Origin of the sequence: Cupriavidus neocaledonicus (genome assembly GCF_000372525.1) — a bacterium.
GTDB lineage: Bacteria > Pseudomonadota > Gammaproteobacteria > Burkholderiales > Burkholderiaceae > Cupriavidus > Cupriavidus neocaledonicus.
Genome location: NZ_AQUR01000101.1, coordinates 174,620 through 195,323, shown reverse-complemented (window position 1 = coordinate 195,323; position 20,704 = coordinate 174,620). Strand labels below are relative to the sequence as shown.

Sequence of the window (20,704 nt, the reverse complement as noted above, 5' to 3'; positions counted from 1 at the left end):
GCGCGGCTGGCGCCGGCGGCACGGTTTCGGTACCATCTGCGCTGGATTTTAATGGAGAGTGGCCAGAGCCTGTTATGGAATACAAGACTTGGATGTGCCTGATCTGCGGCTGGATCTATGACGAAGCCGCAGGCGCGCCGGAAGACGGCATCGCCCCCGGCACCCGCTGGGAAGACGTGCCGATCAACTGGACCTGCCCGGAATGCGGCGCGCGCAAGGAAGATTTCGAGATGGTCGCGATCTGAGCGGCCATGATCTGAGCGGCCACTAATAGAAGAACAACGACACGGCAGGCGCGCCCGTCGCGCCGATGCGACAGAACGCCGCCGGGGGCTGGCCGCACCGGATTGACGGCCCCCCGCCGTCTTGTCACACTCTGTTGCAAAAATGACTGGCCGTCCCTCCGCCCGCGGCGGGGAGCACGGCAGGCAGATGCGGGCATCACGCATCGCCGCTGCCGGGCTCAGCCCGGCCTTGGAAGGGAAATAAGAAGAATTTCGGGGGTCCGTCGGGGCGCGCATGGGTCGCGCTGCTCCGCACGGGTGTTCTCTGGTGCTTGCCGGCGCTCCGCCAGGAGCTGCCGGTCGCGGGAACAACATGCGGGTCGCTCATCTAGAAGAAAACCAGCGGGTCAATACCGCCGGCGCCCAGGGTCTGGCGCCTGGCGTTCCGGTTCCGGGTACCGCGCCGGACATCAAGCCGGATTTCACGTCCGCGATCGCTGCGCCGCCGCGCCGCAAGGTGCTGGTCATCGACGATTCCAGCACCATCCGCCGTACCGCGGAGATCTTCCTGGCGCAGGCCGGGTACCAGGTGATGCTGGCCGAGGACGGCTTCGAGGCGCTGGCCAAGGTGGGCGAGCTGCATCCCGACCTGGTCTTCTGCGACATCCTGATGCCCCGGCTCGACGGCTACCAGACCTGTTCGCTGATCAAGAAGAGTCCGCGTTTCCACGCCATCCCCGTGATCATGCTGTCGTCGCGCGACGGCGTGTTCGACCGCTCGCGCGGCCGCCTGGTCGGCGCGCATGACCACCTGGCCAAGCCATTTACCCGCGACGCGCTGCTGCAGGCCGTGCAGACCTGCCTGCCATGCCAGCCCGCGGGCGAGGCGTTGCCCGCCTGAACCGCAGGCGCGCCGTGTACGAATCGAAGGAAAACCTCATGACCGCCATTCACAAGATCCTGATCGTCGACGACTCCCCGACCGAAGCCCTGTTCATGTCTGACCTGCTCGGCAAGCGCGGCTTCAAGGTCGCGGTTGCCAGCAACAGCGAACAGGCCTTCGCCCGCCTGCAGGCCGAAGCCTTCGACCTGATCCTGATGGACGTGGTGATGCCCGGCCAGAACGGCTACCAGGCCACCCGCGCGATCAAGCGCGACGACCGCTTCAAGGACATCCCCGTGATCATGTGCACCAGCAAGGGCCTGGACACCGATCGCATCTGGGGCATGCGCCAGGGTGCGTCGGACTACATCGTCAAGCCCGTCGACGGCGAAGAGCTGCTGGGCAAGATCGCCGCGCTGGCGCACTGAGCCGGCCGCGCCGGCCGCACGGCATACCACTGCCACCAGTTCCGGGGACCGCCATGAACGCGCCACGCCAAGACCTCCGCGCCCGCCACACCCGCCTGCAGGACTACCAGGCCATGCTGGCCCGGCGCCTGCGCGAGGCGCGCAGCCTGCCGGCCGCCGACAGCTACCTGGCGCTGCAGGTGGGCGCGCGCCACTGGCTGCTGCCGCTGGCCGATGCCGGCGAGGTGCTGGATATGCGCCAGCCCAGCCCGGTGCCGCTGACGCAGCCCTGGTACAGCGGCCTGGTCAACGCGCGCGGCAGCCTGCTGGGGGTCATCGACTTCAGCCTGTTCTGCGGCGGCGCGCCAACGCCGCTGCAGCCGGGCAGCAAGATCGTGGTGCTGTCGCGCGACGCCGAGCGCGCCTGCGCGATCCTGGCCACGCGCGTGGCCGGGCTGCGCCATGCCGCCGACCTGGGTTTGCCGCATGGCGACGCTGCCGCCTCCGGCCCCGATCCGGCACCGGCGTGGGAAGGGCAGCGCTATGCCGACCGCGAGGGGCGCGCGTGGCAGGTGCTGGACGTGCGCGCGCTGCTGGACGCGCCCGCCTTCCTGCAGGCGGGCCGGGCCACCGCCTGACGCGCGCGGGCCGGGCACGCCAGGCACAAACAATGACGGCGCGCAGGCCAGCGCCTGCCGCACCCGGCGCAAGCCGCCGGGGATGACAACGAAAAAACGGAAGAGGGTGCCATGGGTTTCAAGAACTTCAGCCTGGGCCGGCGCACGCCGGCAGCCGACGCTGCCGCCGGCCTCGCCGGTGGTCCGGACGGTCCGGACGGTCCGGACGGTCCGGACGGTCCGGACGTTGCGGACGGGCCCGGCATGGCCCATGCCGGGCGCCCGGAGCCGGCGCCCGTGCCGCCCGCCGCCGCGGGGCTGGGCGCAACCCCGCTGGAGCACCTCGGCCGCTGGCTCGGCCGCATGCCGTTCGCCTCGCAGCAGCGGCTGCTGACCGTGGGCGTGGTGGTGTCGCTGGTGGCGCTGCTGGGCTCGGTGTACCTGGATAACCGCATCGCCAACAATGCCGCCGCGCAGATCGAAGTGGCCGGCGACATGCTGATGCACTCGCAGCGCCTGGGCAAGGCGGTGCCGGTCGCGCTGCTGGGCAATGCGCAGGCCTTTACCCAGCTGCGCCAGTCCAGGGACGCGCTCTCGGGCGACCTGAAGGCGCTGCAGCAGGGCAGCGACGAAAAGCGCGTGCGCGCCACCACCGGCGCGGCCGAGCCGCTGCTGCAGGCCGCGCTGCAGTCCTGGCAGCGTTCCGAGAAAAGCGCCGCCGACGTGCTGGCGCAGCAGCCGGTGCTGACCACCATCGGCCAGACCCTGCAGATCTTCAACGCCTCCAACCCCGAGCTGCTCGAATCCGCCGAACAGGTGGCGGCGATCAAGCTGCAGTCCGGCGCCAATGCGCGCGAGGTGGCGGCCTCGGCGCAGCTGGTGATGCTGACCCAGCGCCTGGGCAAGAACCTGAACGAGTTCCTGGCCGGCGAAGGCGTCAACCCCGAGACCGCGTTCCTGCTGGGCAAGGACACCAACACCTTCCGCGAGACCCTGGACGGGCTGCTCAACGGCAGCGAGGCGCTGCGGCTGTCCGCCGCCACCGACGAGGAGACGCGCGGCTACCTGCAGCAGCTGTCGCAGCGCTTCGAAGCCGTGCAGAAGACCACCCAGACCATCCTGCAGAACCTGCCCGGGCTGATCGCCGCCAAGCGCGCGCAGCAGCAGATCTTCAACGACAACGAGGCGCTGCGCGCCGAACTGTCGGCGCTTCAGCGCGCGTATGCGGAGTCGGCGCGGAGCCGCCCGTTGACGCTGGGCGCGACCGTGGTGTCGGCGGCGCTGACGCTGCTGTGCCTGGTCGGGCTGGCCGCGCTCTACCTGCGCGATTCGCGCATGCGCGCGCTCGAAGCCGAGGCGCGCGAGCGCGAGGCCGAGGCCCGCCGGCTCGACGAAAAGCGCAACAACGACAACACCCAGAAGGCGATTCTGCAGCTGATGAACGAGCTGCAGGACATCGCCGACGGCGACCTGACGCGCCAGGCCACCGTCACCGAGGACATCACCGGCGCCATCGCCGACTCGGTCAACTACACCGTGGAAGAACTGCGCGAGCTGGTTGGCCGGGTGCAGCAGACCGCGGGCGAGGTGACGCAGGCCTCGGGGCAGGTGCAGGCCACCTCGACCCAGCTGGTGTCGACCACCGAAGAGCAGTCGCGCCAGATCCGCCAGACCGGCGAGTCGGTGGTGGAAATGGCCGACCGCATCACGCAGGTGTCGCGCGGCGCGGCCGAATCCGCCAACGTGGCGCGCGCCTCGCTGTCGGCCGCGGAACAGGGCCAGCAGGCGGTGCAGAACGCCATTGCCGGCATGAACGACATCCGCGAGCAGATCCAGGAAACCTCCAAGCGGATCAAGCGGCTGGGCGAGTCGTCGCAGGAGATCGGCGAAATCGTCGAGCTGATCTCGGACATTACCGAGCAGACCAACGTGCTGGCGCTGAACGCCGCCATCCAGGCGGCGTCGGCGGGCGAGGCCGGGCGCGGCTTCTCGGTGGTGGCGGAAGAAGTGCAGCGGCTGGCCGAACGCTCCGGCGAGGCCACCAAGCAGATCGGCGCGCTGATCCGCACCATCCAGACCGATACCCAGGACGCGGTGCACGCGATGGAGCGCAGCACCCAGGGCGTGGTCGAAGGCGCGCGCCTGTCGGACCACGCCGGTGCCGCGCTGGTCGAGATCGGGCGCGTGTCGCGCCAGCTCGCCGAGCTGATCGAGCAGATCTCGCAGTCCACCTCGCACGAGGCCGACCTGGCCACCACCGTGGCGCGCCATATCGAGCGCATCCTGCAGGTCACCGAGCAGACCACCACCGGCACGCGCCAGACCGCGCAGTCGGTGCGCCAGCTGACGCTGCTGAGCGAGGAGCTGCGCAACTCGGTGTCGCGCTTCAAGATCGCCTGAGTGGCCGGATGACGCCTGCGACCGCTTCCGCGCACCGCGGCCCCGCGCCTTATGCCAACTCCGCGCCCGCCGCCCGTTGCGGCGGGCGGCCTGCGGCTGCCGTGCCGGCGCCGCACTGGAAGCCGTCATGTCCCTGAATTTCCCCGCCCCGCGCGACGCGGCCGCAGCCGCAGCCGGTTTGCCGGCCGGCCCCGCCGCCCTGCCTGAACCCGAACCCGCGCCGTTGCCCGACGGCGGCGCCGCGCGCGACCTGTCCGGCCTGGCATGGCTGGCGCCCAGCCTGCGCAGCGCGCTCGAAGACGCCGCTGCGGAGCTTGGCCACTATGTCGACGAAGTGCGCCAGGCGCCCGAGGCGCTGGGCGCGCGCGACACCACCTCGCTGCGGCTGGCCGGCCAGCATCTGCACCAGGCCGCCGGCGCGGTGCATATCGTCGGGCTGCGCGGGACCGACCCGTATTGCCAGGCGCTGCGCCGCCTGCTCGACGCCATCGACGCCGGCAGCATTGCCGCCGGCCCCGAGGCGCTGGCGGTATTCCGCGCCGGTGTGCAGGCGCTGGCCGACTATGTCGACGATTTGATGGCGGGCGACGACGAGGCCCCGCTGCGCCTGTTCCAGCCCTATGCCGCGGTGCTCGCCAGGCTGGGCGAGGAACGCGTGCATCCCGCCGACCTGTGGCTCGACGATCTGCAGATGCTGCCCGGCATGCTGCTGCCGCCGAAGGGACCCGCCGCGGTCACGCGCGCGCGCCAGCAGTTCGAATCAGCGCTGCTCAAGGCGCTGCGCCTGCCGACGCCATGCGCCGACGCGGCGCTGCTGCGCGAAGCCTGGCTGCCGCTGCACGCGGCGCTGCAAGACCTGCGTGCCAACGAGCAGGAAGCCCGCCGCGCCGCCGATCATCCCGACCGCGGCGTCTGGCACGTGCTCGGGCTGGTGTGCCGCGCGCTGGCGCTGGGCCAGCTGCCGTCGGACCTGCTGGCCAAGCGCTTTGCCGGCCGCGCCAATTTGCTGCTGCGCCAGTACCAGCAGGGCCATGTGCGCGTGCCGCAGGCGTTGCTGAACGACGCGGTGTTCCTGCTGGTCTGCACCGGGCTGGCCGACGGCGGCAACGGCGGCAATGGCGGCAACGGCAACGACGACGTGGCGGCACTGCGCGCCGACATCGCGCGCACGCTGGCGGCGTTCCGCCTCGATGCCGCTCACGCGCAGGCCAATGCCGATTTCCGGCTGCGCTACTACGGCTGGCTCGACCCGATCGACACACGCAACCTGCAGCAGGCCGCGGCCGGGCTGGAACGCGCCGCCGCCGCCGACCAGGCCGCGTGGGAGCTCGCGCTGGCGGCGCTGGCCGAGGCCGCGCACCCGCTGGCACAGCCGTCGCTGCAGCGTTGCCTGGCGCAGGCCGCCATGCCGGGGCGCGCGCGCGGGGCCGGCGATGCGCTCGGCGCCGCCGGCATCGCGCTGTTCCTGTCGCGTGCGCTGGCGCTGCCGTGGCGCGTGCACGGACAGTCCGCCCATCCGGCGGCCGCGCACTTTGCCGCGCAGTGCGACGCGCTGGCCGCCTGCGTGGCGGACCCCGGTGCCGCCGCGCCGGCCTGGCTGGCGCGCATGGTCGACGAGTCGCGCGCCCAGGCGCTGCGCAACGAAGCCGTGGCGCAACTGCGCGCGCAACTCGACAGCGGCGAATCCTGGCTCGACAGCTATGACCGCAATGCGGCGCGCCCCGACGGCGCCGCGCACCTGCGCGACGCGCGCCAGGCCTTCGCCGCGCTGGCCGGAACGCTGGCGCAGCTGCAGGCGTCGCCGGCGCTGCCGGGCGCGCTGGCCGGCGAGGCCGCGCAGGCCAGCGCGGCCGTGGCGGCCGTCAAGACGCTGCTTGCCGATGCGGGCGAGCTTGCCGACGCCGGCGCGCGCGCGGCGCTGCTGCGCGCGGTGGCGGCGGAACTGGGCGTGGTCCATGCGTTCGCCGACGCGCTCGAATTCGGCCGTGCCCGCCACGCCGAGGACTTGCCGGAGGTGCCAGCCGCGGGCGACGGGCATGCGCCGCAGGACCCGCTCGACGCGGCGCGCAGTGCCGCCGACGAAGCCCTGCGTGCCGGCGCCGTCGCCGACGCGCCGGCGGTGCAGCGGCTGCGCGCCGCGCTGCAGGCGCTGGCCGACCAGGCCGCCATCGACGACGATGCGGCGTTGCGCCGCCAGGCTGCCGACGCCGTCACGCAGTGCAACGCCTGGCTTGCCGGCAGCGACGACGCCGGCGCGCGCATGGTGATGGCGCTCGCCGCGATCCCGGCGGAGCCCGCGCCGGTGCCGGCCGGCGCGATGACACCGGCCATGCCCGCGGCCGGCGACCACGCCGCCATCGATGCCGAGCTGCTCGACATCTTCCTGAACGAGGCCGACGAGGTGCTGGGCGGCATTGCCGGCGACCTCGGCGCCGGCGTCGAGGCGCTGCGCGATGCCGACTTGCTCAGCCGGTTGCGGCGCGCGTTCCACACGCTCAAGGGCTCCAGCCGCATGGTCGGCCTGCATCGCTACGGCGAGGCGGCATGGGCGGTGGAGCAGGTGATGAACCTGTGGCTGGCCGAAGCGCGCGAGCCCGCGCCGGCGCTGCTGGCGCTGTTGCGGCGCGCGCATGCCGAGCTGTCGGCATGGGTGGCGCGGCTGCACGGCGATGCCGCGGCGTGGCACGACATCGCGCCGCTGGTCGCGGCCGCCGAAGCGGTGCGCCATGCCGGCACTGCCGCGGACGCGGCGCCCGCTGCCCCTGAGGTGGCTGGCGACGACGCGCCGGACGGACATCCGGAGGCGGCCGCCATCGCGGACACCGATACCGGCGCCCCTGCCGACACCGGCACGCCCGACCACAACGTGATCCCCTTCCGCCTGGCCGGCGCCCTGTCGGACGAGGACGATCACTACAAGGTCGTCGGTCCGGTGCGAATCGGCCTGGCGCTGTACAACGTCTACCTGCAGGAGGCCGATGGCCTGCTGCGCCAGTTCGCCATCGATATCTCCGAATGGCGGCATGAAGCCCATCCGTGCCCGAGCGAGCTGGCGCTGCGCGTGGCCCACACGCTGCAGGGCAGCGCGTCGACTGTCGGCCTGGAGCCGGTGCGCGAGATCGCCGAGGCGCTGGAAGCATTGCTGCTGCAGCTGGGCTCGCATCCGGTGGCGATGCATGCGGGCGATTTCCGCCTGCTGGAGCAGGCCGCCGAACGCATGCGCGGCATGCTGCACCAGTTTGCCGCGGGCATCTGGCCGCAGTCCGATGCCGCGTTGCGCCGCAGCCTGGTCGAGTTCGGCGAGCGCGCGCTGCTGCGCCCGCGCGTGGCAGTGCCCGCGCCGCCGCCGGCCGAGGCCGATGACGCCATGGCGCAAGTGTTTGGCCGCCAGCCGCCGGCGGCACAGGCCGCACCCGCCGTGCCGCCGGCCGACGCAACCCAGGCAGCCGCTGCCGCCCCTGCCGTGCCGCCTGTCTGCGCGCAGGATGCGGTGGTGATCGCGCTGCCGACGGCGCCGCGCGCGCCCGAGGCGCCCGCCGCTGACCCTGGCACCGCACCCGACCCGGCACTGGTGCAGATCTTCCTGGAAGAGGCGCAGGGCTCGCTGCCCGAACTGGGCAAGCTGTTGCGCGGCTGGGAAGCCGCGCCCGCCGACGCGCGCCACGGCGGCCTGGTGCTGCGCGCACTGCATACGCTCAAGGGCAGCGCGCGCATGGCCGGCGCGATGGCGCTGGGACAGGCCGCGCACGAGATGGAGACGCTGCTCGACGGCACGCTGCGCGGGCAGGCGCAGCAGCCGGTTGCGCCGAAGGTGTTCGAGCGGCTCTACGCCTGGTACGACCGCATCCTGGCGCATGCCGAGGCCTTGCAGGCCGGCCGCCTGCTGCCGGCCGACGATGCCGATGTGGTCAACGGCCTGGCCGATCCGCCGCAGCCGGCCGACGCCGCCGTGCGGCCTGAAGACGCCGAAGCTTCCGGCGTATCCGCCGCAGAGGTGGTTGTGCCTGAACTGCCCGCGGTGCCGGGACCGGCCGACGTGATGGTGCCGATGCCGCCGGCCGCGCCGCTGGCCCCGTTCGCACCGCTGGTATCGGCCGAGCCGCAGCGCGCGCTGGTGCGCGTGCAGGCGCGTGCGCTCGATACGCTGATCAACGAGGCCGGCGAGGTCGGCGCCACGCGCGCGCGCCTGGACAGCGAGCTCGAGGCGATGCGCGCCTATCTGGGCGAACTGAACGACAACGTCGCGCGCTTGCGCGGCCAGCTGCGCGAGATCGAGATCCAGGCCGAATCGCAGATGGCATCGCGCATTGCCGACGCACAGCACAAGCAGGAATTCGATCCGCTCGAGTTCGACCGCTTCACGCGCTTCCAGGAGCTGACGCGGATGATGGCCGAGTCGGTCAACGACGTCGCCACCGTCGAGCAGAACCTGCAGCGCGGCTTCGACCGCGCCGCCGGCGACCTGGCCGCGCAGGCGCGGCTGACGCGCGGACTGCAGCGCGGGCTGATGCAGGCGCGCATGGTGCAGTTCGACGCGCTGGCCGAGCGGCTCTACCGCGTCGCGCGGCAGGCCGCGGCCGAGACCGGCAAGGAAGTGCGGCTGCTGATCAAGGGCGGCACGGTTGAGATCGACCGCTCGGTGCTTGACCGCATGGCCGGCCCGATCGAGCACCTGATCCGCAACGCGGTGGCGCACGGCATCGAGCCCGCCGCGCAGCGCCGTGCCGCGGGCAAGCCCGCCACCGGCGCGCTTACGCTGGAGGTGCAGCAGGAAGGCAACGAAGTGGTGCTGCATTTCATCGACGATGGCGGCGGGCTGGACCTGGCGCGCATCCGCGCCCGCGCGGTCGAGCGCCGGCTGCTGGCGCCGGACGATGACGCCAGCGAGGCGCGCCTGACCGAGATGATCTTCACCCCCGGCTTTTCCACCGCGGAGGCGGTGTCCGAGCTGGCCGGCCGCGGCGTGGGCATGGACGTGGTGCGCGCCGAGACCGTGGCGCTGGGCGGTCGCATCACGCTGGCCTCGCAGCCCGGGCAAGGCACCACCTTTACCGTGCACCTGCCGCTGACCACCGCCATCACGCAGGTGCTGGTGATCGCGCTGGGCGCGCGCCGCTATGCGGTACCCAGCGGCATGATCGACCAGGTGCAGCAACTGCGCGCGCCGGCGTTGCTGGACGCGTACAACCGCGGCCGAGTGACCGTGGCCGGCGCCGAGGTGCCGTTCTTCTACTTCGGCGCGCTGCTGGAACAGGTTGAGGGCGCGCCCGCGGGGCGCAAGTACTCGCCCGTGGTGGTGGTGCGCAGCGGCGCCGAGCGCGTCGCCGTGCATGTCGACGACGTGGTCGGCAACCGCGAAGTGGTGGTCAAGCATATCGGCCCGCACCTGGCGCGGCTGGAGGGCATCGCCGGCGCGACCACGCTCGGCGACGGCGAGATCGTGCTGATCTACAACCCGGTGGTGCTGGCGCAGCGCTTCGTGCGCGAGCGTGGCCGGTCGCTGCCGCTGGATCCGCCGCGGTCGTCATCGCAGCCAGGGCAGGCCGTGGCCGCGCCACCGGGGGCGGTCGCGGAACTGGCGGGCGACGGCACCGCCGAGCCCGTGCCGGGACTGGCGGCGCAGCCCACCGTGATGGTGGTGGACGATTCGCTGACCGTGCGCAAGGCCACCCAGCGCCTGCTGGGGCGCGCGGGCTACCACGTGGTGCTGGCCCGCGACGGGGTCGACGCGCTCAAGCAGCTGCAGGACGTGATGCCGGATGCGATGCTGGTCGATATCGAGATGCCGCACATGGACGGCTTCGACCTGACCCGCAACGTGCGCTCCGACGCGCGCCTCGCGCACCTGCCGCTGGTGATGATCACCTCGCGCACCGCCGACAAGCACCGCCGCTACGCCGAGGAAATCGGCGTCAACGTGTACCTGGGCAAGCCGTATAACGAGGATGAACTGCTGGGGACGCTGCACCGCCTGCTGGGCGAGCGCGCGGCGGGGACGGCGGGGTCGGTGGCGCAGATGCTGGGGGATGGGCCACCAGGCTGAGGGTTTGCTCCCCTCTCCCGCGTGCGGGAGAGGGGCGGGGGTGAGGGCGAGCGGTGGCAATAGCGAGAACCTTCACTTCGTGGATACTCCTGCCCTCACCCCAACCCTCTCCCGCACGCGGGAGAGGGAGTACCCAAGCGGTCATGCAAAGCGCATCAGTGCTTCAGCCCCACTACCACCGCATCTGCGCATTCTTGCTGTTGGTGCTGACGCTCATGGTCCTGGTCCGCCCCTGATAGGTCGCGCGCACGTTGTACGTGCCCGACGGCGCCTTCAGCAGGCAGCGCGGCCCGTCCGCGACAAAGCTCGCGACTTCCCTGCCGCCGCGCATCAGCCTGACGTCGACATCCGACAGGTATTCGCCGCGCGCGCCCTGCGTGAACAGCAGGCTCATGTTGTACTTGCGCGCCTGCGATTGCAGCGCGACCTGCTCGTCCTCGGCCACGCCGCCGCAGATATATGACACCGGGCCGGCCTGGCGCGGCACCATTGCGTCACGTGGCGGCGGCGGGGACGGCACGGTCAGCGGCGGCCGGGGCTGGGCCGGGGCTGCTACCGGCGGCGGCGCGGGCACCGCGGGCGGCGTGCCGGTGGGCGCGGGCATCGGTGAAGCCGTTGGCGGCGGCGCGGCCGTGGCCGGAGCCGTTATGCCAGGCGCGGGCAGGGTCTCGGGCGGCATGGTGGCCGCTGGCGGCACAGTGGTGGAGGGGGGCACGGTCGCGGCCGGCGGCACGGTCGCGGCGGGCGGCGTAGCGACACCCGGCGTCGGTGCCATGGTGCCTGGCGCGGGAGCCGGTGCAGCAGTCGCAGGCGCGGCCGGGGTTGCCGGCACGGGACTGGGCTCGACCACGGGCGCCTGTGCATGGCTGGCGGCGGGCACCAGGGCGAGCAGCGCGATCACGCCGGCGCTGAGCGCGAGCACCAGGCGCTTCACGCGCGAGCGGCGGGCCAGCCGCGCTTCGACCACCTTCAGTGAACGGGTAGGGGCAAACGGGAGCAGTTGCGGCATCGTGGCCTCCTTGGCAAGCTTGGGAATCGATGCCCCGGAGGACCCCGTCGGGATCACTCCGGGTGTCTCTTTTCCATGCTAGAGCCCGGGAATAGGCGACACTGCCGGGCGTGGTCCTACATCCGCGTCAGCCGACAGCGCATTCGCGCCGGCAAGCGGCGCGCGCGCGACATCACTTCCGGCTCACCAGCCGCTTCGGTACCGACAGCGTCAGCGCGGCGCCAACCACCAGGCACGCGGCCAGCAGGTACATGCCGGAATCGGTGCTGTGGGTCAGGTCCTTGAGCCAGCCCACCGCATACGGGCTGAGAAAACCGGCGAGGTTGCCCAGCGAGTTGATCAGCGCAATGCCCGCGGCCGCGCCGGTGCCGGCCAGGAACGCCGTGGGCAGGCTCCAGAACAGCGGCAGCGTGGTCAGGATGCCGATCGTCGCCAGCGTCAGCGCCACCATCGCCAGCGTGGTGTCGCCATGCCATTGCACCGACAGCAGCAGCCCGACGGCGCCGGCCAGCGCCGGCACCGCGATATGCCAGCGGCGCTCGCCGCTGCGGTCGGCGCTGTAGGCCATCAGCACCATGCCGACCACCGCGCAGCCATAGGGGATGGCGGTCAGCAGGCCGATATCGAGCGCGCCCTTGACGCCCGTCTGCTTGATGATGGTCGGCAGCCAGAAGCTGACGCCGTACAGGCCCATGACGAAGCAGAAGTAGATCGCGCTCATCAGCCAGACGCGCGGGCTGGCAAACACGGTGCGGATCGGCGGGTCTTCCTTGTGCGCGTTCTCGCTGGCGATATTGCGCTCCAGCAGCGCCTTCTCTTCGGCCGACAGCCACTTGGCGTGGGCGATGCGGTCATCCAGGTAGCCCAGCACCCACAGCCCCACCAGGATCGACGGAATGCCTTCCAGCAGGAACATCCACTGCCAGCCGGCCCAGCCGTTGTGGCCATCGAAGGACTGCATGATCCAGCCCGACAGCGGCCCGCCGATCACGCCCGACAGTGCGATCGCGGTCATGAAGAAGGTGGTGGTGCGGCCGCGCCGGTTGGCCGGGTACCAGTAGGTCAGGTACAGGATGATGCCGGGGAAGAAGCCGGCCTCGGCAATGCCGAGCAGGAAGCGCAGCACGTAGAACATGGTCGGCGTGGTGACGAACATCATCGCCGCCGAGATCGCGCCCCAGGTGATCATGATGCGCGCGATCCAGATGCGCGCGCCCACCTTGTGCAGGATCACGTTGCTCGGCACTTCGAACAGGAAGTAGCCGATGAAGAAGATGCCGGCGCCCAGGCCGTAGACGGTCTCGCTGAACTTCAGGTCGTTCAGCATCTGCAGCTTGGCGAAGCCCACGTTGACGCGGTCCAGGTAGGCCACCACGTAGCACAGCAGCAGGAAGGGCACCAGGCGCCAGCTGACCTTGCGGTAGGTGGCGTCTTCGAAGGCGGCGTCGCTGACGCCGGGGTTCACTGCGGTCGTTGTCATGCTGTCTCCTGAGGAAATGCGTTTCTGTGTGACGCGTTCTTACAGCTACGGTACGACTGGGCCGGCAGAAAGACGCCAGCGGCGTGGCGTCAGACGCAGCGGCCGCCGTCCACTTCGATGCAGGTGCCGGTGATGAAGGCAGCTTCGTCCGAGGCCAGGTACAGGCAGGCGTTGGCCACGTCCTGCGGCGTCGACATGCGGCCCATCGGGATGGTGGCGAGGAACCTGGCGCGGTTCTCGGGCGTGTCGGGCATGCCCATGAATTCCTCGAGCAGCGCGGTGGCGCCGATCACCGGGTTGACGCAGTTGACGCGGATATTGTCCGGGCCCAGCTCCGCGGCCATGGCCTTGCTCGCCGTGATCACCGCGCCTTTGCTGCCGTTGTACCAGACCAGCCCCGGCCGCGGCCGGATGCCGGCGGTGGAAGCGATATTGACGAACACGCCGCCGCCGCGCCGGCGGAAATGCGGGACGAACGCGCGCGCCGACCAGTAGATGCTCTTGACGTTGACGGCGTAGACACGGTCGAACTCGTCCTCGGTGACTTCGAGGATGGGCTTGTTGCGATGCGTGGTGCCGGCGTTGTTGACGACGATATGCACGTCGCCAAAGACGGACAGGGCGGCGTCGCGCATGGCCTCGGTATCGGCTTCGCGCGAGACATCGGCGCGTACCGCGCGGGCGCGCCCGCCGGCGTCGCGGATCGCCGCGGCGACGCGCTCGGCGGCGTCCTCGCGCAGGTCGGCCACCACCACGTTGGCGCCCTCGCGCGCAAAGGTATGGGCAATGCCTTCGCCGAAGCCGGAACCTGCGCCGGTGACGATCGCTACCTTGTTGGCCAGTCTCATGCTTGTCTCCTCGGTTGTTCTTGGTGATATCCGGTGCAGGGCGGGGCTAGTGCGAAAACGGCCCGCGCCCCCTCAGGGCATTCGCCACCATCATCAGCGCCAGCAGGAACGGCAGCGCCACATACAGGCACCAGTGCACGCGGTCGCCGACCACGTCGCCCCACTTGCGCTTGAACACCTGCAGTCGCGGCATGCCGGAAGGATTGGTGGCGCGCTTGTTCCGCACATGCCAGGCCATCCAGAAAAAGAAGATGGCAAAGGCGACCGACAGGAAATTGATGTTACCCATGTTGAATGGCAATGGTTTTCAGGGTGGTGAATCCGTACAGGGCCTCGAAGCCCTTTTCGCGGCCGTAGCCGGACTGGCCGCTGCCGCCGAAGGGCAGCTCCACGCCGCCGCCGGCGCCGTAGTTGTTGATAAAGACCTGGCCCGCGCGCAGCTTGTGCGCCAGGCGCAGCTGGCGCCCGCCGTCGCGGGTCCAGACCCCGGCGACCAGCCCATAGGGCGTGCCGTTGGCCAGCGCGACGGCTTCGGCTTCGGTGTCGAACGGCATCGCGGCCAGCAGCGGGCCGAACACTTCTTCCTGCGCCAGCCGGTGCGCGGGCGGCACGTCGCGGAACAGCATCGGCACCTGGTAATAGCCGGCCTCGGGCGCCTCGGCCACGATCTGGCCCTGCGCCATTACCGCCACGCCGGCGTGCTGCGCGTCGGAGACGAAGTCCCACACGCGCTGCTGCTGCTTGCGGCTGATCAGCGGGCCGCATTCCAGGTCGAGCTCGGACGGGCCCACGCGCAGCGCTTCGAACACCGACGCGAGCCGATCCAGCAGCACGTCGTAGACCGGGCGCTCCACCAGCAGGCGGCTGCCGGCCGAGCAGGTCTGTCCGGCGTTCTGCACGATGCCGTTGACCACCACCGGCACCACTGCGTCGAGGTCGGCATCGGCGAACACGATCTGCGGCGACTTGCCGCCCAGTTCCAGCGTCACCGGCACGTGGTTCTCGGCGGCCAGCTGCGACACCAGCTTGCCGGTCTGCGGCGAGCCGGTGAACGAGATGTGCTGGATGCCGGGGTGGCGCGCCAGCGCGGCGCCGGCCTCGTGGCCGTAGCCCGTGATGAGGTTGAGCGCGCCTTCGGGCAGGCCGGCCTCGGCGGCGATCTCGGCCACGCGCAGCAGCGACAGGCAGGCATCCTCGGCCGGCTTGACCACGCACGCGTTGCCGGCGGCCAGCGCCGCGCCCACGCTGCGCCCGAAGATCTGCAGCGGGTAGTTCCACGGGATGATGTGGCCGGTCACGCCGTGCGGCTCGCGCACCGTCAGCACGGTGTAGCCCGGGTTGTAGGGGATGGTCTGGCCGTGCAGCTTGTCCACGGCGCCGGCATAGAACTCGAAGTAGCGCGCCACCGCGCGGGCATCGGCGCGCGCCTGGCGCAGCGGCTTGCCGGTGTCGCGGGCCTCGAGCGCGCCCAGTTCTTCTTCATGGGCGATCAGGGCCACGGCGACGCGGTTGAGCAGGCGCACCCGCTCGGCCGGGGCCATCTGGCCCCAGGCGCCGTCGGCGGCCTGGCGCGCCGCATGGACGGCGACGTTGATATCGGTGGCGTTGCCGCGCGCAATCTCGGCAAAGGGCTCGCCGTTGGAGGGATCGAAGACCTTGATGCGCAGGCCGTTGTCGGGGGCGATCAGGCGGTTGGCGACGAAGTGCTGGGCGTGCATGGGTGGCTCCGGGCAGCATAAAGGCTGCGGCTATTCAGTGTCGGCTGAAGAATGCGCCATTATCGCCCACGCCGGCGCCGCTGCAACGCGTTGCAGCGGGCCCGCGAAGTCGGAACCGGCGGCGGCGTGTCAGCAACCGGTCAGGCGCGAGCCGCTATAATGCCCGCCATCCGACAACACAGCGCAGGCATCTGGAGAACCGCATGAGCTTCAACCTCGTATCCCCGGGCAAGGACATTCCCAACGATTTCAACGTCATCATCGAGATCTCGGCCCAGAGCGATCCGGTGAAGTACGAGGCCGACAAGGAAACCGGCCTGCTGTTCGTCGACCGCTTCATCGGCACCGGCATGCGCTACCCCGCCAACTACGGCTATATCCCGCAGACGCTGTCGGGCGATGGCGACCCGGTTGACGTGCTGGTGCTGTCGCCGTTCCCGATCCTGGCCGGCGCCGTGGTGCGCTGCCGCGCACTCGGCATGCTGAAGATGACCGACGAGTCCGGCGTCGACGCCAAGCTGGTCGCCGTGCCGGTGGACAAGCTGTCGCCCGCCACCGCCTACATGAAGGGCCTGTCCGACGTGCCGCAAAACCTGCTCGACCAGATCAAGCACTTCTTTGAGCACTACAAGGCACTGGAAGCCGGCAAGTGGGTCAAGGTCGAAGGCTGGGCCGGCATCGAGGAAGCCCACAAGGAAATCACCGACGGCGTGGCCAACTACAAGAAGTAAGCTGAACGCCCGCTGAACAGACCCCGCTCCGGCGGGGTTTTTTATTGCCGAGCGCTTGATGCGCGTTAGCACCCGGAAAAGTGGCCCGGGCTACGCTAGGCGGGTACTGACAAGAGGAGTCCCCATGCATCCCATCACCGAAATCCAGCCTTTGCCGCAGACCCTGCCATCGTCGCGCCGCTATGACCGGCTGGCGGTGTCGTTCCATTGGGCAGTGTTCGTGCTGGTGGCACTGGCCTATGCCGCGATCGAGCTGAAGGGCAGCTTCGCCAGGGGCACGCCGCCGCGCGCGCTCGCCATGGCGGTGCATGAATGGGCCGGCGCGCTGGTGCTGGGGCTGGCGGTGCCGCGCCTGCTGTGGCGGCTGCTGCGCGGCGCGCCCGCGCCGGAGCCGGGCGCGCGCTGGATGCAACGGGCCGGCGCGGCCATGCACTGGGTGCTGTACCTGTTCATCCTGACCCAGCCGCTGCTGGGCCTGCTGGCGATGAATGCCGGCGGCCACCTGCTGGCGCTGCCTGCGCTGGGCGTCGAAGTGCCGGCACTGGTCGCGCCCGACCCGGTGCTGAAGGACACCGTCAAGGACTTCCACGAAACCCTCGGCACCGCGTTCTACCTGGTCATCGGCCTGCATGCGATGGCATCGCTGTTCCATCACTACATGCTGGGCGACGACACGCTGCGGCGCATGTGGCGCTGAGCGACGCAGGCGTCAGGTACGCGCGAACGGGTTGCGTTCGCCGAGCTCGTCCAGATAAGCGTCGATGCCCTGGCGCTCGCGCGCGAGGAAGCGCTCGACGGCATCGGAGAAGGCCGGGTGCGCCAGCCAGTGGGCCGAGCGCGTGGCCACCGGCAGGAAGCCGCGTGCCATCTTGTGTTCGCCCTGCGCGCCGCCTTCGAAGGTGCCGATGCCGTGTTCGATGCAGAACTCGAGCGGCTGGTAATACGCGGTCTCGAAATGCAGGCACGGGTGATATTCCAGCGCGCCCCAGTAGCGCCCGTAGAGCGTGCTGACTTCCGGCGCGGCGTCATAGACCAGCAGCGAGCTGGCGATGGGCCGGCCCGCGCGCTCGGCGATCACCAGCAGCAGGTGCTGCGGCATGGCGGCGCCGATGCGGCGGAAGAAATCCAGGTTCAGGTAAGGCGTGGAATGGTGCTCGCGGTAGGTCTGGCGATAGCAGCGGTTGAAGAACTTCCACGCTTCGTCGTCGATTTCGGCGCCGCGCAGGCGGCGGAAGGTGATGCCGGCCTGCGCCACCTGGCGGCGCTCGGCGCGGATGTTCTTGCGCTTCTTCTGCGACAGCGTGGCGAGAAAGTCGTCGAAGCTGCCGTAGCCGTCATTGGTCCAGTGGAACTGCACGCCGTGCCGCATCAGCATGCCGGCCTGCGCCATCAGCGCGGCCTCGGCCTCGTCCGGAAACAGGATGTGCAGCGACGACATCTGGCTGTCGGCGGCCAGCGCCAGCGCCACCTGCAGCAGCAGCCGGCGCGCCTCGGCGTCTTCGGCCAGCAGCCGCGCGCCGCGCACCGGCGTGAACGGGATCGCCGCCAGCCACTTGGGGTAGTACTCGATGCCGTTGCGGGCATAGGCGTCGGCCCAGGCCCAGTCGAAGACATACTCGCCATAGGAATGCGCCTTGGCGTAGAGCGGCATGGCGGCGGCCAGCCGTTGCGGGCGGCCGGCCGCGGGCGGCGCCCACAAGGTCAGGTAGCGCGGATGCCATCCGGTATCCGGACAGGCGCTGCCGCTGGCGTGCAGCGCGTGCAGGAAGGCATGCCTGAGGAAGGGCGTGGCATCGGCGTGGCGGGCCACCAGGGCGTCCCAGGCGGCGGCATCGATCTGGCCCAGGTCGGAGACGATCTCGGTACGGTATTGCGCCGCGGCTGCGCCGGCTCGGTCGTGCGGTTCCCGTGCCGGCTCGCCCTGGCCGGGCACGCATGGTTCAGACTGCATTGCACCAGTTCCCTGTGTGGACCGGTCGAGTCTACCGGAAACACTGTGCCCCGGCTGCGCGGCGCGGCAACGCCAGGGCTGGCGTCGTAAAATGGAGCATCCTGGTCAATAGTGCTCTCGCAGGCATTCACGGATGCACCCGGCGACCCGCACGCTTGCGGTTGGTCCAACAGACCGCCGCACGACTCCCCTCACCAAGGCCCGATATGAAAAACCTGTTTTTCAACCTGTATTCGCACGGCTTTGCGCGCGTCGCGGTGGGCGTGCCGGTCTGCCGCGTGGCCGACCCGGCCTTCAACGCCAGCGAGACCATTGCCCTGGCGACGCAGGCGGCGCAGCGCGGCGCCGTGCTGGTCGCGTTCCCGGAGCTGGGGCTGTCGGCCTACACCTGCGACGACTTGTTCCACCAGCGCGCGCTGCTGGATGCCTGCCAGGCGGCGCTGGCCACCATCGTCGAGGCCTCGCGCAAGCTGCCGGCGGCGCTGGTGGTGGGCATGCCGCTGCGGGTCGAGCACCAGCTGTTCAACTGCGCCGTGGTGGTGGCGCGCGGACGCATCCAGGGCGTGGTGCCCAAGACCTACCTGCCCAACTACTGGGAGTTCTACGAGGCGCGCCAGTTCAGCGCCGCCGACAACGCCGCGGTCGATGCGATCGAGCTGCTGGGCCAGCAGGTGCCGTTCGGCGCCGGCCTGCTGTTCGACATCGAGGACATTCCCGACTTCCGTTTCCACGCCGAAATCTGCGAGGACGTATGGGTGCCGATCCCGCCGTCGTCGTTCGCGGCGCTGGCCGGGGCCACGGTCCTGGTCAACCTGTCGGCATCGAATATCGTGGTGGGCAAGTCCGGCTACCGGCACCAGCTGGTGTCGCAGCAATCGGCGCGCTGCCTGGCGGCCTACCTCTACACCTCGGCCGGCAAGGGCGAGTCTTCCACCGACCTGGCCTGGGACGGCCAGGCGCTGATCTGCGAGAACGGCGAGCTGCTGGCCGAGTCCGAGCGCTTTGCCGATACCTCGCACCTGCTGTTCGCCGATATCGACGTCGAGCGGCTGTCGCGCGAGCGCATGCACCAGGTTACCTTTGGCCACTCGGTGCGGCGGCACAAGACCGAGGTGGACCAGTTCCGCGTGGTGCGCTTCCCGCTCGACCTGACGCTGGAAAAGTCACTGCCGCTGGAGCGCAACGTGGCGCGTTTCCCCTACGTGCCGGCCGATCCGCGCCAGCGCGACGAGCGCTGCATGGAGGTCTACAACATCCAGGTGCAGGCGCTGGTGCAGCGGCTGTCGGCGAGCAGGATCAGCAAGGTAGTGATCGGCGTCTCGGGCGGGCTCGATTCCACTCACGCGCTGCTGGTGTGCGCCAAGGCGATGGACCGGCTCGGCCTGCCGCGCGCCAATATCCTCGCGTACACCATGCCGGGCTTTGCCACCAGCGGCCGCACACTGCAGCAGGCACGCCAGCTGATGCAGGTGGTCGGCTGCACTGCGACCGAGATCGATATCCGGCCGTCGTGCCTGGCGATGCTGAAGGACCTGGGCCACCCCTATGCCGCCGGCGAGAAGGTCTACGACGTGACCTTCGAGAACGTGCAGGCGGGCGAACGCACCAACCACCTGTTCCGGCTGGCCAACTACAACCATGCCATCGTGATCGGCACCGGCGACCTGAGCGAGCTGGCGCTGGGCTGGTGCACCTATGGCGTGGGCGACCACATGTCGCACTACAACGTCAATGCCAGCGTGCCCAAGACGCTGATCTCGCATCTGGTGCGCTGGGTCGCCGAGACCGGGCAGGTGGGCGAGGGCGGCTCGGACGTGCTGCTGGCCGTGCTCGACACCGACATCAGCCCCGAGCTGATTCCCGGCGACAGCAACCACGGCCCGGAACAGAAGACCGAAAGCACCATCGGCCCGTACGAGCTGCAGGACTTCAACCTCTACTACACGCTGCGCTTCGGCTTTGCCCCGTCCAAGATCGCCTTCCTGGCGCAGCACGCCTGGGGCGACCGCGAGCGCGGCATCTGGCCCAACGGCCCGCACGTAGCGCGCAACCAGTATGGCCTGCCCGACATCAAGCGCAACCTGGCGATCTTCCTGGACCGCTTCTTCCGCACCAGCCAGTTCAAGCGCTCGTGCGTGCCGAATGCGCCCAAGGTCGGGTCAGGTGGCTCGCTGTCGCCGCGCGGCGACTGGCGCGCGCCCAGCGACTCGGAGTCGGTGGTGTGGCTGGCGGATCTGGAGAAGGTGCCGGACTGAGCGCCAGGCCCGGTTGAGGAGTCGTTGGAGTGCCGGTTTATGCACAGGTTCTCCAGCGGCTACCCACAGGCTTATCCACAGGCGCGAATGGCGCCGGATGCGTGCAGCCCACGTAGCGGTCGCGCCGGCCGGGGCCCT

General features: G+C 70.4%; 15 protein-coding genes. 9 read left to right on the top strand and 6 right to left on the bottom strand.

What is annotated here, in order from left to right:
* Positions 1–74: 74 nt before the first annotated feature.
* The 6 genes from A3AG_RS0119880 to A3AG_RS0119855 all read left to right on the top strand — a co-directional run bounded on the left by A3AG_RS0119880 (position 75) and on the right by A3AG_RS0119855 (position 10,574).
* Positions 75–245 carry a rubredoxin gene (locus tag A3AG_RS0119880; protein ID WP_010813017.1) on the top strand — a complete coding sequence of 57 codons (171 nt, stop codon included), beginning with the start codon at positions 75–77 and terminating at the stop codon, positions 243–245.
* A gap of 352 nt (positions 246–597) precedes the next feature.
* The gene (locus tag A3AG_RS0119875) at positions 598–1,125 is read left to right on the top strand and encodes a response regulator (RefSeq protein ID WP_018007112.1); all 528 of its coding nucleotides are present in this window, start codon (positions 598–600) and stop codon (positions 1,123–1,125) included.
* 38 nt (positions 1,126–1,163) lie between these two features.
* A complete protein-coding gene (locus tag A3AG_RS0119870) occupies positions 1,164–1,535 on the top strand; it encodes a response regulator (protein WP_012352035.1) in 372 nt (123 codons plus the stop codon).
* A 53-nt stretch (positions 1,536–1,588) separates the two neighbouring features.
* Positions 1,589–2,152, top strand: coding sequence for a chemotaxis protein CheW (locus tag A3AG_RS0119865; protein ID WP_018007111.1), 564 nt, complete (start codon positions 1,589–1,591; stop codon positions 2,150–2,152).
* A gap of 111 nt (positions 2,153–2,263) precedes the next feature.
* The gene (locus A3AG_RS0119860) at positions 2,264–4,531 is read left to right on the top strand and encodes a methyl-accepting chemotaxis protein (protein ID WP_018007110.1); all 2,268 of its coding nucleotides are present in this window, start codon (positions 2,264–2,266) and stop codon (positions 4,529–4,531) included.
* Positions 4,532–4,658: 127 nt separating this feature from the next.
* On the top strand, positions 4,659–10,574 hold the full coding sequence (locus A3AG_RS0119855) for a hybrid sensor histidine kinase/response regulator (protein ID WP_018007109.1): 5,916 nt from the start codon (positions 4,659–4,661) through the stop codon (positions 10,572–10,574).
* A 172-nt stretch (positions 10,575–10,746) separates the two neighbouring features.
* On the opposite strand, the gene A3AG_RS34840 is transcribed toward A3AG_RS0119855, so the two are convergent.
* The 5 genes from A3AG_RS34840 to A3AG_RS0119830 all read right to left on the bottom strand — a co-directional run bounded on the left by A3AG_RS34840 (position 10,747) and on the right by A3AG_RS0119830 (position 15,629).
* Positions 10,747–11,178, bottom strand: a complete 432-nt coding sequence (locus A3AG_RS34840; protein WP_370866983.1) for a hypothetical protein — start codon at positions 11,176–11,178, stop codon at positions 10,747–10,749.
* A 577-nt stretch (positions 11,179–11,755) separates the two neighbouring features.
* Positions 11,756–13,063 (bottom strand): MFS transporter, encoded by a 1,308-nt coding sequence (locus tag A3AG_RS0119845; protein WP_018007107.1) that lies wholly within the window; start codon positions 13,061–13,063, stop codon positions 11,756–11,758.
* 89 nt (positions 13,064–13,152) lie between these two features.
* Positions 13,153–13,911 (bottom strand): SDR family oxidoreductase, encoded by a 759-nt coding sequence (locus tag A3AG_RS0119840; protein ID WP_018007106.1) that lies wholly within the window; start codon positions 13,909–13,911, stop codon positions 13,153–13,155.
* A 46-nt stretch (positions 13,912–13,957) separates the two neighbouring features.
* Positions 13,958–14,200, bottom strand: coding sequence for a hypothetical protein (locus A3AG_RS0119835; protein ID WP_010813008.1), 243 nt, complete (start codon positions 14,198–14,200; stop codon positions 13,958–13,960).
* Complete coding sequence (locus tag A3AG_RS0119830; RefSeq protein ID WP_018007105.1) at positions 14,193–15,629, bottom strand: aldehyde dehydrogenase family protein; 1,437 nt, start codon at positions 15,627–15,629, stop codon at positions 14,193–14,195. Before A3AG_RS0119830 ends, A3AG_RS0119835 begins: the two co-directional genes overlap by 8 nt.
* 203 nt (positions 15,630–15,832) lie before the next feature.
* On the opposite strand from A3AG_RS0119830, the gene ppa reads away from it, so the two are divergent.
* Both ppa and A3AG_RS0119820 read left to right on the top strand, forming a co-directional pair.
* Positions 15,833–16,360, top strand: coding sequence for an inorganic diphosphatase (ppa, locus tag A3AG_RS0119825; RefSeq protein ID WP_012352043.1), 528 nt, complete (start codon positions 15,833–15,835; stop codon positions 16,358–16,360).
* Positions 16,361–16,484: 124 nt separating this feature from the next.
* A complete protein-coding gene (locus tag A3AG_RS0119820) occupies positions 16,485–17,057 on the top strand; it encodes a cytochrome b (protein ID WP_018007104.1) in 573 nt (190 codons plus the stop codon).
* A 12-nt stretch (positions 17,058–17,069) separates the two neighbouring features.
* Here A3AG_RS0119820 and A3AG_RS0119815 read toward each other — a convergent pair whose 3' ends face one another.
* The gene (locus tag A3AG_RS0119815; protein WP_018007103.1) at positions 17,070–18,311 is read right to left on the bottom strand and encodes a GNAT family N-acetyltransferase; all 1,242 of its coding nucleotides are present in this window, start codon (positions 18,309–18,311) and stop codon (positions 17,070–17,072) included.
* A gap of 206 nt (positions 18,312–18,517) precedes the next feature.
* On the opposite strand from A3AG_RS0119815, the gene A3AG_RS0119810 reads away from it, so the two are divergent.
* Positions 18,518–20,566: an NAD(+) synthase gene (locus A3AG_RS0119810; RefSeq protein WP_018007102.1), complete on the top strand. Its 2,049-nt coding sequence runs from the start codon at positions 18,518–18,520 to the stop codon at positions 20,564–20,566.
* Positions 20,567–20,704: the final 138 nt, after the last annotated feature.

Coding starts and splice junctions, on each gene's coding strand:
- ppa (WP_012352043.1), top strand. CDS start 15,833: ATGAGCTTCAACCTCGTATCCCCGGGCAAGGACATTCCCAACGATTTC.
- A3AG_RS0119855 (WP_018007109.1), top strand. CDS start 4,659: ATGTCCCTGAATTTCCCCGCCCCGCGCGACGCGGCCGCAGCCGCAGCC.
- A3AG_RS0119880 (WP_010813017.1), top strand. CDS start 75: ATGGAATACAAGACTTGGATGTGCCTGATCTGCGGCTGGATCTATGAC.
- A3AG_RS0119830 (WP_018007105.1), bottom strand. CDS start 15,629: ATGCACGCCCAGCACTTCGTCGCCAACCGCCTGATCGCCCCCGACAAC.
- A3AG_RS0119865 (WP_018007111.1), top strand. CDS start 1,589: ATGAACGCGCCACGCCAAGACCTCCGCGCCCGCCACACCCGCCTGCAG.
- A3AG_RS0119820 (WP_018007104.1), top strand. CDS start 16,485: ATGCATCCCATCACCGAAATCCAGCCTTTGCCGCAGACCCTGCCATCG.
- A3AG_RS0119840 (WP_018007106.1), bottom strand. CDS start 13,911: ATGAGACTGGCCAACAAGGTAGCGATCGTCACCGGCGCAGGTTCCGGC.
- A3AG_RS0119875 (WP_018007112.1), top strand. CDS start 598: ATGCGGGTCGCTCATCTAGAAGAAAACCAGCGGGTCAATACCGCCGGC.
- A3AG_RS0119870 (WP_012352035.1), top strand. CDS start 1,164: ATGACCGCCATTCACAAGATCCTGATCGTCGACGACTCCCCGACCGAA.
- A3AG_RS34840 (WP_370866983.1), bottom strand. CDS start 11,178: ATGCCCGCGCCCACCGGCACGCCGCCCGCGGTGCCCGCGCCGCCGCCG.
- A3AG_RS0119815 (WP_018007103.1), bottom strand. CDS start 18,311: ATGCAGTCTGAACCATGCGTGCCCGGCCAGGGCGAGCCGGCACGGGAA.
- A3AG_RS0119835 (WP_010813008.1), bottom strand. CDS start 14,200: ATGGGTAACATCAATTTCCTGTCGGTCGCCTTTGCCATCTTCTTTTTC.
- A3AG_RS0119810 (WP_018007102.1), top strand. CDS start 18,518: ATGAAAAACCTGTTTTTCAACCTGTATTCGCACGGCTTTGCGCGCGTC.
- A3AG_RS0119860 (WP_018007110.1), top strand. CDS start 2,264: ATGGGTTTCAAGAACTTCAGCCTGGGCCGGCGCACGCCGGCAGCCGAC.
- A3AG_RS0119845 (WP_018007107.1), bottom strand. CDS start 13,063: ATGACAACGACCGCAGTGAACCCCGGCGTCAGCGACGCCGCCTTCGAA.